Below are 11,729 nucleotides of genomic sequence, written 5' to 3' on the forward strand. Positions count from 1 at the left end.
CCTGGCGACCGAGCGTACGAACGCGCGCTTGCCTCAGCGCAGTGGGGCTGCGACAGCTGCGACGACTGGGATACTCTGGGCGCGGCGCGCTCGCGCCACACCCGGTAGCACGAACTGCACGGTCCGGAGGAAGTCCGGATGACGCCGTCGGGGCCAGACGCCCCGGACCGGCCCCGACCTCGTCGTGGGCAGGCGACAACCAGGCGTTCGTCACCGCGGGGCTGCCGCCCGTCGGCCGCCAAGGAGGCTGCTCGAGCGTGCCCGTCCACGGCCGCGCAGGCCGCCCTGGCCGCCGCCCGCGAGGAGTCCGCCTCCCGTGCGGCTGACAACCGGAGTCGGCGCCGCCGTCAGGAGGCGGACGAGGCCTGGGCTCGCCGCCGGGAGCGGTCCAGGCGCCGTCACCGCGGCCGATAGTCGCCACTTGGCAGGTGAGGTCGCATGTCCGGCATACGACCTCGCTGGCCAAGTGGCGACCCGACGAGCTACCTGAGGTGGCCCGGGCCGTGTCACTGCGGGTTGCTGCGGCGGCGGTCGCGGTGAGACGGCGAGGAGCCCGGGCGGCGTGTGGTTTGCCGCACCGACCCCCCGACTGCTCTCATAAGGCCATGACCCTGCTTTGCCCGCCCAAGGCCCGTCCCGGTGACCGCGTCGCCGTGCTGTCCACGTCGCTGGCGGCGCCCGGTTTCGCCCCGGCGGTCCACGACCAGGCCATGGTGCGGCTCGCCGACCTGACCGGGCTGGTCCCCGTCGAGTACCCCACGACGAGGAAGCTCGGCGCCTCGGCGCAGGAGCGCGCCCGCGACATCAACGCCGCCTTCGCCGACCCGAGCATCCGGGCGGTCCTGGCCACGGTCGGCGGCGAGGACCTCATCACCGTCATCCGGCACCTCGACGCTGAGGCGGTCCGGCGCGATCCCAAGCCGTTCCTGGGCTACTCCGACAACACCAACCTCCTTCAGTGGCTGTGGTCCCTCGGCATTGCCGGCTTCTACGGCGGCTCGACCCAGGTCCACCTGGGCCCCGGTCCGCAGGTCGACCCGGTCCACCTGTCCTCCCTGAGGGCCGCGCTGCTGACCGGGCAGACCCTCGAGATCACCGAGCCGGGCGAGTCGGAGGACTTCGGCCGCGACTGGCTGGACCCGCGGGCGCTCACCGAGTTCGGCCGGCGGGAGCCCACCGGACCGTGGACGTGGGCCGGGCCCGAGCGCACGGTGACCGGCCCGACCTGGGGCGGGTGCCTCGAGGTGCTCCAATGGGTGCTCGCCGCGGGCCGGTTCCCCGCCGACCCCGAGGTCCTGGCGGGAGGCGTCCTGCTCCTGGAGACCTCCGAGGAGCTGCCCTCGGCCCGGGAGGTCGGCTGGATCCTGCGCGCGATGGGCGAGCGCGGCCTGCTCGCCGCCGTCGACGCGGTCCTCGTGGCCCGGCCGCCGGCCTCCTCCTTCGCCGACCTCGCCGACGCCGGGACCCGGGCCCGGCGTCGTGACGAGCAGCGGGACACCGTCATCGAGGTCATCGGCTGCTACAACCCCGAGGCGGTCGTCTGCGTGGGTGTCCCCTTCGGGCACACCCGACCCCAGTGGGTCCTGCCCCACGGCGGGATGATGACCGTCGACGGTGCCGCCCGGCGCATCACCGCCGACTACTCCTGAGCGCGGGCGGGGCCTGCGCGGCCCTCCAGTGACCGAGCCCTCGCGGCCGGCCCCGAGCGCTGGGACTACCCTGGCGCCAGCACGCCGTCCTTCCAGTGAGGAGCCCTCATGCCTGCCTACCGCAGCGCCACGTCCACCTCCGGCCGCAACATGGCCGGTGCCCGCGCCCTGTGGCGTGCCACCGGGGTCAAGGACTCCGACTTCGGCAAGCCGATCATCGCCATCGCCAACTCCTTCACCCAGTTCGTCCCCGGGCACGTGGGGCTGCGCGACGTCGGGCGCCTCGTCGCCGAGCAGATCGAGGCCGCGGGCGGCATCGCCAAGGAGTTCAACACGATCGCCGTCGACGACGGCATCGCGATGGGCCACGACGGCATGCTCTACTCCCTGCCCAGCCGCGACCTCATCGCCGACTCGGTGGAGTACATGGCCGCCGCCCACTGCGCCGACGCGCTCGTGTGCATCTCGAACTGCGACAAGATCACGCCGGGCATGCTCATGGCGGCCCTGCGCCTCAACATCCCGGCGATCTTCGTGTCGGGCGGGCCGATGGAGTCGGGCAAGATGACGGCGCCCGACGGCACCACCCGCAAGCTCGACCTCATCGACGCCATGATGGACGCCGCCGACCCCACGGTCAGCGACGAGACCATCTCGGCCATCGAGCGCCTGGCCTGCCCCACCTGCGGGTCCTGCTCGGGAATGTTCACCGCCAACTCCATGAACTGCCTGACCGAGGCCATGGGCCTGTCCCTGCCGATGAACGGCTCCCTGCTGGCCACCCACGCCGACCGCGGCGAGCTGTTCAAGCGCGCCGGCCACCAGATCGTGGCGATCACCAAGGCCTACTACGAGGATGAGGACGCCTCGGTCCTGCCCCGCTCGATCGCCACGAAGGCGGCCTTCGACAACGCCATGAGCCTGGACATCGCCATGGGCGGGTCGACCAACACGGTCCTGCACCTGCTGGCAGCCGCCCAGGAGGCGGGCGTCGACTTCACGATGGCCGATATCGACCGCCTCTCGCGCCGGGTCCCCCAGCTGTGCAAAGTGGCGCCCTCGACCACCGTCTACCACATCGAGGACGTCCACCGCGCGGGCGGCATCATGGGCATCCTCGGCGAGCTCGACCGCGCCGGGCTGTTGGACACCTCGACGACCAACGTCCTGGGCGGCACCCTGGCCCAGGCCCTGGAGGTCTACGACATCGCCCGCCCCTGCCCCGACTCCGTGCCCGGATCCTGCCTGGCCCCCGAGGTCCGCACCGGCTACCTCGCGGCACCCGGGGGCGTGCGCACCACCGAGATGTTCTCCCAGAGCTCGCGCTGGGAGGCCCTCGACACCGACCGTGCCGCCGGCTGCATCCGCGACCTGGAGCACGCCTACAGCGCCGACGGGGGGCTGGCGGTCCTGTTCGGGAACATCGCCGAGCGCGGCTGCATCGTCAAGACCGCGGGGGTGGACGCCTCGATCCTCACCTTCGCCGGGAGCGCCGTCGTCTTCGAGTCGCAGGAGGACGCCGTCGAGGGGATCCTGGGCGGGAAGGTCGCGGCCGGTGATGTCGTCGTCATCAGCCACGAGGGTCCCCGTGGCGGCCCGGGCATGCAGGAGATGCTGTACCCGACCACGTACATCAAGTCGATGCACCTGGGCAAGGAGTGCGCCCTGCTGACCGATGGGCGCTTCTCGGGCGGGACCTCGGGGCTGTCGATCGGCCACTGCTCGCCCGAGGCGGCCGCCGGCGGGCTCATCGGCCTGGTACGCAGCGGGGACCGCATCGAGATCGACATCCCCAACCGCTCCATCGAGCTCAAGGTCGATGAGGCCGAGCTGGAGCGGCGCCGGGCGGCCGAGGAGGCGCGCGGGGAGGACGCCTGGACCCCGCACGTCCCGCGCCACCGGCATGTCAGCGCAGCGCTGCGCGCCTACGCGATGCTTGCCACGAGCGCCGACCTGGGAGCCGTGCGCGACCACGCCCGGCTCCCCCGCTACTGACCCCGAGATCGGGACATATCACCCTCGAGATCGGGACGTATGACCCCTCGAGATCGGGGCATATGGCACGCCCCGGCCGATGAAGGCGGCCGGAGCGCCTCCGGGCGGTCGGCCGACCCGCGGGCCACCCGGTTTGAGAATGGGTCTCATGATTGTTTAGGGTGGCGGCATGACCGTCGTTCTGGAGGACCTGTGCGTGAGCATCGCCGGACACCGCCTGGTCGACGGCGTCTGCCTGGCGCTCGCCCCGGGCGAGCGCACCGCACTGGTCGGCGCCTCGGGGGCGGGCAAGTCCCTGACCTGCGCCGCCCTGGCCGGAACCCTGCCCCTCGGAGCCGCCGTCACGGGCCGGCTGACCGTACGCAGCGCTGACCGTCCCACCCCGCCGGGGGACGACGACGGCGTCAACCTCCTGGCCATGCCCGCCGCCCGTCGCCCCGCGGCGGGTCGCATCGCCCTCGTCCAGCAGGACCCCTCCACCTCGCTCCACCCTCTGGAAACCGTGGGTGCACAGGTCGCCGCCGCCGCCCGGGCCGCGGGGGCCTCCCGCTGGCGGGCGCGCTCGCGGGCCGTCGAGCTGCTCGGACGCGTGGGCCTGGAGACGGACCTGGCCGAGCGGGTGCCCGCGCGGCTGTCCGGCGGTCAGCGCCAGCGCGCGGCGGTGGCCCTGGCCCTGGCCTGCGAGCCCCGCCTCATCCTGGCCGACGAGCCCACCACGGCGCTCGACGTCGTGGCCCGCGCCGAGCTGCTGGCGGTGCTTGTCGAGGTCACCGGCCCGCGGGCCGAAGGCACCGACGGCGAGGATCCCGCCGCGCCCGCCGCCCCCGCGCTGCTGCTGGTCACCCACGACCTTCCGGCGGCCGGAGCGTGCGAGCGCCTCATCGTCCTGGACGAGGGCAGGGTCGTTGAGTCCGGTGACGCACGCAGCGTGCTGACCCGTCCGCGGCACGCGGTGACCCGCGCCATGTGCGAGGCCGCGCGGGAGGAGAGCCTGGCCGGGGCCGTGGCCGCGATCGAGAGCCGTGCCGCGCTCGATGACTGCGCGCTGTGCGAGATCACCCAGGACGGACCCGGTGACAAGCAGCGCCGGGGCGCGCGGGTTCCGGTCGGCGCAGGGGCGGCGCCGTCGGACTCAGGGACCTCAGGTGAGTGAGGGCGCGCTGGAGGTCCTGGGCCTGACCCGCTCCTACCCCGATGCCGCCGGCCGGCGCACCGTCCTGCACGGGATCGACCTGATGGTCCCGCACGGGGACAGCGTCGCCCTGCTGGGGCGCTCGGGCTGCGGCAAGACGACGCTGCTCAAGGCCCTGCTGCTCATCGACCGCCCCGGACGCTGCGACGCCGGGGCCATCCGCCTCGACGGGCGTCCCGTGCTCCGCCCGCGGCTGGGGTCGGCGGCCCTGCGTCCGTACCGACGTGCCGTCCAGTACGTCCCCCAGGACCCGGCCGCCGGCCTCGACCCCCGCCGCGACGTCCTGTCCCAGGTCACCGGTGCGCTGGCGACCCTCCGGGTGCCCGGCTCCCGAGCCGACCATGAGGCCACCGCCGTCGGGCTCCTGACCGCCCTCGACCTGCCACGGGGGTGCTGGCGCCGTCGCCCGCACGAGATCTCCGGCGGCCAGGCCCAGCGCCTGGCCATCGCCCGTGCCCTGGCTCCCGGCCCGCGCTACCTCCTGCTCGACGAGCCGGTCTCCGGCCTCGACCCCCAGCGCCGCCACCAGGTCCTCGACCTGCTCGCCGGTCTTGTCGACGACGACGGCGGTCCCTGCGTGCCCGGTTCCTCGCCCCGGCCGGGGGTCCTCATCATCTCCCATGACCTGGCGGCGGTCGCGCGGGTGTGCGACCGGGCGGTGGTCATGGAGGGCGGGCGCGTCGTCGAGGACGTCCCCACCGCCCGGCTGCTGGACTCCCCGGAGCACCCGGCGGCCCGTGCCCTGCGAGACGCGGTTCCGCGCATGCCGGATTGACACCGGACAGGCCCGGCCGACCGGCCCGCTCGACCGCCGGCGGACCGGCACCGACACCAGGGCCGGGCTGTGACCGCACCGGGGCCCGCAGGCGCCCGCACCGAGCCGACAACCCCGACAACACGGAGACCACGAGGAGAGAAGCGAAGACATGGATGCTCCCCTGACCCCAGCGGCGGCCCTCAGCCGCCGTCACGTCCTGGCCCTGCTGGGCGTCGGCGCAGCCGCGGGCGCCGTCGCCGCCTGTTCCGACTCCACCTCGGCGGGGTCCTCGGCCACCGACGGGCGGATCCGCCTGGCGATGCTCCAGCCGCCGCGCTCGGGCCTGAGCCCCCTGTCCGACGACGCCTTCAAGCTCTCGCGGTGGTCGACGGCCGAGACCCTGGTCAACCTCGATGCCGAGGGCAACGCGGTCGAGGCCCTGGCCACCTCCTGGAAGCAGGACAACGAGACGACGTGGCGCTTCACCCTGCGCCAGGGCGTCACCTTCCACGACGGAACCGAGCTGAAGGCCGAGCGCGTCGCCGCCTGCCTGAACTTCGCCGCCGGGTACTCCACGCCCCCGCGCATCCTCGACGGCGTCGAGCTGACCGCCACCGCCGAGGGCGCCGACGTCCTCGTCACGACCGGTGCGGCCGACCCCCTCGTCCCGCAGCGCCTGTCCAGCCCCCAGCTGGCGATCCTGGCCGAGGGCGCCTACCCCTCCGACGGCTCGGCCGACGGCCCGGTCGACCCGGTGGGCCATGGCACCGGCCCCTTCGTCCTCAAGACCGCCAACGGCACGGCCTCGGCGACCCTGGAGCGCTACGAGGACTACTGGGGAGACAAGGCCGCCGCCACCGGCATCGACGTCACCTACGTGCCCGACGGCACTGCCCGCGGCGCTGCGCTGCGCACCGGTGAGGCCGATCTCATCGAGGCCGTCCCGGTCTCCCAGGCCGCCACCATCGACGCCGAGCTGCTCCACGAGGTGCCGATGCCGCGCACGGCCACCCTCTACCTCAACACCTCCTCGGGGCCCTTCGCCGACCCGGCGGTGCGCGCGGCCGCCCGCAACGCCCTGGATCCCACGGCGCTCGTCGAGACCATGTACGAGGGGTACGCCGACGTCGCCGCCGGGCTCCTGGGCCCGGCCCTGCCCTGGGCGGCCGGGGAGCGTGCCTGGGGCGAGCAGATCCTGGCGGGATCCGACGGCGCGGCCGCCTCCGGCAAGGTTGCCGGTGCGGTGGCCTCCGGCAGTGTCCCGCCGGGCACGACCATCACGCTGGGGACCTACACCGACCGGCCCGAGCTGGCGGAGATGGCCGTGGTCATCGTCCAGCAGCTCGAGGCGGCCGGCCTGACGGTCCAGACCGACGTGCGCGAGTACAGCCTCATCGAGGCCGACGCCCTGGCGGGCGCCTTCGACGCCTTCCTGCTGTCGCGCGCCACCGTCCTGGACTCCGGGGACCCCGTGGCCTACATGGTCTCGGACTTCTCCTCCTCCGGCTCCTTCTCCCTGTGCTTCCTGGCCGACCCGGCCGTGGACGCCGCGCTCGCGACCGCCGGCGGGCTGGAGCCCGGCCCCGAGCGCCAGGCGGCGATCATGTCGGCCGAGGCGCTCATCCTGGCCACCGGCGCCGCCGTCCCGCTGCTGCACGAGCGCGTCCTGCAGGGCGAGGTGGCGGGCCTGAGCGGGGCCGAGCGCGACCCCCGCGAGCGCGCGCTCATCACCGCGGCCACGGCGGTCGAGGCCTGAGGCGGCGAGGGCCGCGATGACGACGACGGCAGGGACGACGGCGATGACGGGTACAGCGGCGACGGGCTCGGACCAGGGGCCTGCGGACGGGACGGGCCGGCGGGGCCCGTGGGCCCTCCCGTGGTGGCGCCCGGGCGTCGACGGTGCCATCACCGCCGTCTCGCGTGCCGCCGCGGTCGCCGGCCTGGTCGTGGTGGTCGGGCTCCTGCCGTGGCTGTCGGGCAGTGACCCGGCTCTGACGATCCTGCGGGCCACCTCGGCCGAGCGGGAGGCGACCCCCGAGGTGCTCGCCGCCATCCGCGAGCGCCTGGGCCTGGGCTCCGGGCCGGTGGGCTCCCTCAGGCACTGGGTCGAGGGCCTGATGTCAGGGGACCTCGGCACCTCCTGGATCTCCGGTGAGCCGGTGGGTGGGGGACTGGCGCAGACCCTCGGCATCTCCCTGACCCTCATGGCGGCGGCGCTGGTCGTCGCCCTGGTCACAGCGGTCCTTCTCGTCCTGCCGGTGCTGCGCGACGGGCTGCGGGGGGTCGACCGCAGGCGCGGCGGCGTGGGCGCAGCGGCCCTGACCTCCCTGCCCGAGTACCTCCTGGCGCCGGTTCTGCTGCTTGTGGCCTCGGTGCACCTCGGGTTGTTCCCGCCCTACGGGTGGGGGAGCCCGGCCCAGGTAGTCCTGCCCGCCCTGTCCCTGGGGCTGCCCGCCGGCGGCCTGCTGGGGGGCCTGGTGGCGGACTCGGTGACCTCGGTGCTGGCCGAGCGGTGGGTGGCCACATGGAGGACGGCGGGCATCGGCGGGGGCCGGTTCGTCGGTGCCGTCCTGCGCCGGTCACTCACGCCCCTGACCGGGCAGGTGGCCCTTGTCGTGGTTGGGCTGACCGGTGGGGCGGTGGCGGTGGAGAAGGTGTTCGCGATCCCCGGCCTGGGGCGCTCACTGCTGGGTTCGGCCACCGCCCAGGACGTCCCGGCCCTACAGGCGGGGGTGCTCATCCTCCTCGCGCTGGCTCTCGGTGCCGGGGTCGCGGCGGCGCTGGCCCGGCGTCTGCTGCTGGGGCCTGCGGCCGGTGCCGGGGGGATGAGCGCGGCGCCGCCCGCGGGCGGCACGGGACGCGGGGCCGGGGCGGTGGCCGTGGCCGGGGCGCTGGCGCTGGTCGTCATGATCGTGGCGGGTATCGGCCGGGACCCTTACGGCGTTGTGGCCTCGCGCCTGGAGCGGCCCTCCTGGGCGCTGCCCCTGGGGGCCGACGCCCTGGGGCGCGACGTGCTGGCCCGCGTGGCGCACGGAGCGGTCCAGACGGTTGCGTCGGCGCTGGCGGTCACGGCCGTGTGTTGTGTCGTGGGGCTGGTTGTGGGCATGGTGCCGCGCGCCTCGGTGGGCTTCGTCGAGGTCGCCAACGCGGCACCGCCAGTGCTCGCCGGCCTCCTGGTCGCCGCGGTCACCGGGCCCAGCGGGATCGGCGCGGCCGTGGCGGTGGCACTCGTGGCGTGGGCTCCGCTGGCGGCGCATGCGGCGGCCCTTGTGCAGGAGGCCCGGGAGCGGCCCGACGTCCTCCTGGCCCCGGTGCTCGGTGAGGGGCGGGTGCGGATCATGACCCGCCGGGTGCTGCCCGCGGTCGTGCCCTCCCTGGCCGGGCACGCCGCGCTGCGCCTGCCGGGGATCGCCCTGGCCCTGGCGGGGCTGGGCTTCCTCGGCCTGGGTGCGCAGGCGCCCACCCCGGAGTGGGGCCTCGTGCTGGCCGAGGCACTGCCCTACATCGAGCGCGCCCCGTGGGCGGTGACCACGCCTGCGGCGGCCCTTGTCCTGCTGTCGGTCACCGCGGTGGCCGCCTCCCGGGCCTCGCGCTGAGGTCCGGGCTGGTCCCGGCCCGACCGGGGCCACGGCGCCCGCTACCCTGTGGTGGTGAACGAGCCAGTGATCAACGACGGCGCGTGGGACGGCGCCCGCTACCTGCGTGAGGTGCTGCGCGCCCCGGTCTATGAGGCTGCCGAGCACACCCCCCTGCAGGTCATGGAGGTGCTCTCGGCGCGGCTGGGCAACACGGTCGAGGTCAAGCGCGAGGACCTCCAGGCGGTCCACTCCTTCAAGATCCGCGGTGCCTACACCCGGATGCGTGCCCTGGAGCAGGCCGAGCGCGACCGCGGCGTGGTGACCGCCTCGGCCGGTAACCACGCCCAGGGGGTCGCCCGCTCCGCCGCGCTGCTGGGGGTGCGCGCCGTCATCGTCATGCCCTCGGTCACCCCCCAGATCAAGGTGGACGCCGTGCGGGCTCTGGGCGGGGAGGTCCTCCTGTACGGCGACGCCTTCGACGTCGCCCAGGCCGAGGCGCTCCGCCTGGCACACGCCGAGGGGCTCACCTACATCCCGCCCTTCGACGACCCGCACGTCATCGCCGGCCAGGGCACGATCGGCCTGGAGATGATCCAGCAGGACGCCCGGCTCGACCGTATCTTCGTGCCCGTGGGCGGCGGCGGGCTCGTGTCGGGGATCGCGGTCCTCGTCAAGCAGCTCATGCCGGCCGTCGAGGTCATCGGCGTCGAGCACGAGGAGTCCGCCTGCCTGCGTGCCGCCCTGACCGCGGGCGGACCGGTCGACCTGGACCGGGTGGGCCTGTTCGCCGAGGGTGTCGCGGTGCGCCGAGTCGGCCAGGAGACCTTCCGCCTGTGCTCCTCACTGCTCGACGACGTCGTCGCCGTGTCCTCCGACGAGGTCTCGGCGGCCGTCAAGGATCTCTTCGAGGACCTGCGGGCCGTCCCCGAGCCCTCCGGGGCCATCGGCCTGGCGGGCCTCAAGCGCCACGCCGCCACCCACGGGCTGCGCGGCGAGCGGCTGGCCTGCGTGCTGTCGGGGGCCAACCTCAACTTCCACCAGCTGCGATACATCTCCGAGCGCTCCGAGCTCGGCGAGCAGCGTGAGGCGATCCTGGGGGTGACCATCCCGGAGGTCCAGGGGGAGTTTCTGCGCTTCGCCGCCGTCCTGGGCGGCCGGTCGGTCACCGAGTTCAACTACCGCCTCGATGCGGGCGACGGCGGACGCGCCCGCATCTTCGTCGGCGTGCGGCTGTCCCACGGCCGGCGTGAGCGCACCGCCATCGTCGGTGACCTGGAGCGTGCGGGCTACGACGTCGTCGACCTCACCGACGACGAGCTGGCCAAGGTGCACGTGCGCTCGATGATCGGGGGCCGGGCGTCGGGGGGGCTGCGCGAGCGGCTCTTCTCCTTCGAGTTCCCCGAGGCCCCCGGAGCCCTCATGCGCTTCCTCGAGGTGCTGGGGACGCGCTGGAACATCACCCTCTTCCACTACCGCACCGACGGTGCGGACTACGGCAGGATCCTCACGGCCTTCGAGGCCGGGCCCGACGACGCCGAGCTGGCCGAGCACATGGACCGCCTCGGCTACGCCTACCACGAGGAGACCGGGAACCCGGCCGCCGTCTTCTTCCTGGGGCGATGACCACCGGGGCGGCGGCCCCCCCCCGGTGGGTGCGGCCGCGGCTGCGCGGTGTGGTGGGATTCATGGCACCGGCGCTGGCGCCACCAGCCGAGGAACCCTAAAGTGATTCATGAATCAACCATCTGTTCTCAAGGAGCACCCATGACCCGCATCGCCGTCGTCCTCGGATCCGTCCGCCCCAACCGTTCAGGTGGCGGCGTGGCGCAGTGGATCGTCGACAAGGCCAACGCCGTCGAGGGCGTCGAGGCCGAGCTCGTCGACGTCGCCTCCTTCGGCCTGCCGGTCTTCGCCGAGGAGTTCCCCCCGATGATGGCCGCGCCCAAGGACCCGGCCGCCGTCGCCTGGAACGAGGCACTGGCCGCCTTCGATGCCTACATCTTCGTCACCCCCGAGTACAACCGCTCCATCCCCGGCGCCCTGAAGAACGCCATCGACTTCACCGTGCCGGCAGCCCTGGCCAACAAGGCCGTGGGCCTGGTCTCCTACTCCTACTACAACGGTTTCCGCCCGGTTGAGCACCTGCGCGCCATCCTGGTCAACTTCACCACCGGTGTCGTGGGCCCCCAGGTCAACCTCTCCCTGGTCACCGACTTCGCCGACGGTTCCTTCGCCCCCGCCCCCTTCCGCGAGAAGGAGGTCGATGCGCTGGTCGAGGCCGTCGTCACCCAGGACAAGGCCCTGTCCACGCTGCGCTGAGGCTGGTTGGCGCCGCCCGAGGCGGGCTGGAGCCGCCCGAGGCGGGCTGACGCTGCCCGAGTCGACCCGGCCCGGTCTGCCACCATCCGGTGGTGGACCGGGCCGTTGCCGTGTGTCCTCCGCCGACCGGGCGGGCACCGCAGCGGGCTCGGGCCCGGTGGAGCCGGGGCGCGGGGTGGCCCGGTTCCGCCGCCTGGCGCTCGAGGCGCCGGATGTCCCGATCTCGGCGGGCGGCGCGC

9 protein-coding genes are annotated in these 11,729 nt (G+C 74.1%); all 9 read left to right on the plus strand.

All coding sequences use genetic code 11. The annotated features are described in order from the left end of the window. The first annotated feature begins 138 nt into the window (after window positions 1–138). The 9 genes from Q4C85_RS05575 (at window position 139) to Q4C85_RS05615 (ending at window position 11,490) form a co-directional block, all read left to right on the plus strand. Window positions 139–414, plus strand: coding sequence for a DUF2992 family protein (locus Q4C85_RS05575; protein WP_303140467.1), 276 nt, complete (start codon window positions 139–141; stop codon window positions 412–414). Window positions 415–605: 191 nt separating this feature from the next. After that, a complete protein-coding gene (locus tag Q4C85_RS05580; RefSeq protein ID WP_303140469.1) occupies window positions 606–1,649 on the plus strand; it encodes an LD-carboxypeptidase in 1,044 nt (347 codons plus the stop codon). Between the two features lie 108 nt (window positions 1,650–1,757). Beyond that, entirely contained in the window at window positions 1,758–3,644 is a 1,887-nt protein-coding gene (ilvD, locus tag Q4C85_RS05585) for a dihydroxy-acid dehydratase (RefSeq protein ID WP_303140471.1), read from the plus strand. Window positions 3,645–3,813: 169 nt separating this feature from the next. After that, a complete protein-coding gene (locus Q4C85_RS05590; RefSeq protein ID WP_303140473.1) occupies window positions 3,814–4,797 on the plus strand; it encodes an ATP-binding cassette domain-containing protein in 984 nt (327 codons plus the stop codon). Beyond that, the gene (locus Q4C85_RS05595; protein ID WP_303140475.1) at window positions 4,790–5,611 is read left to right on the plus strand and encodes an ATP-binding cassette domain-containing protein; all 822 of its coding nucleotides are present in this window, start codon (window positions 4,790–4,792) and stop codon (window positions 5,609–5,611) included. Before Q4C85_RS05590 ends, Q4C85_RS05595 begins: the two co-directional genes overlap by 8 nt. A 151-nt stretch (window positions 5,612–5,762) precedes the next feature. Beyond that, the gene (locus tag Q4C85_RS05600) at window positions 5,763–7,349 is read left to right on the plus strand and encodes an ABC transporter substrate-binding protein (RefSeq protein WP_303140477.1); all 1,587 of its coding nucleotides are present in this window, start codon (window positions 5,763–5,765) and stop codon (window positions 7,347–7,349) included. Between the two features lie 16 nt (window positions 7,350–7,365). Next, window positions 7,366–9,189, plus strand: a complete 1,824-nt coding sequence (locus tag Q4C85_RS05605; protein WP_303140480.1) for an ABC transporter permease subunit — start codon at window positions 7,366–7,368, stop codon at window positions 9,187–9,189. Between the two features lie 54 nt (window positions 9,190–9,243). Next, complete coding sequence (gene ilvA, locus Q4C85_RS05610; RefSeq protein WP_368501416.1) at window positions 9,244–10,794, plus strand: threonine ammonia-lyase, biosynthetic; 1,551 nt, start codon at window positions 9,244–9,246, stop codon at window positions 10,792–10,794. 141 nt (window positions 10,795–10,935) lie between these two features. Then, the gene (locus Q4C85_RS05615; RefSeq protein WP_303140483.1) at window positions 10,936–11,490 is read left to right on the plus strand and encodes an NAD(P)H-dependent oxidoreductase; all 555 of its coding nucleotides are present in this window, start codon (window positions 10,936–10,938) and stop codon (window positions 11,488–11,490) included. Window positions 11,491–11,729: the final 239 nt, after the last annotated feature.

The organism is Actinomyces sp., assembly GCF_030524025.1.
Lineage (GTDB): Bacteria > Actinomycetota > Actinomycetes > Actinomycetales > Actinomycetaceae > Actinomyces.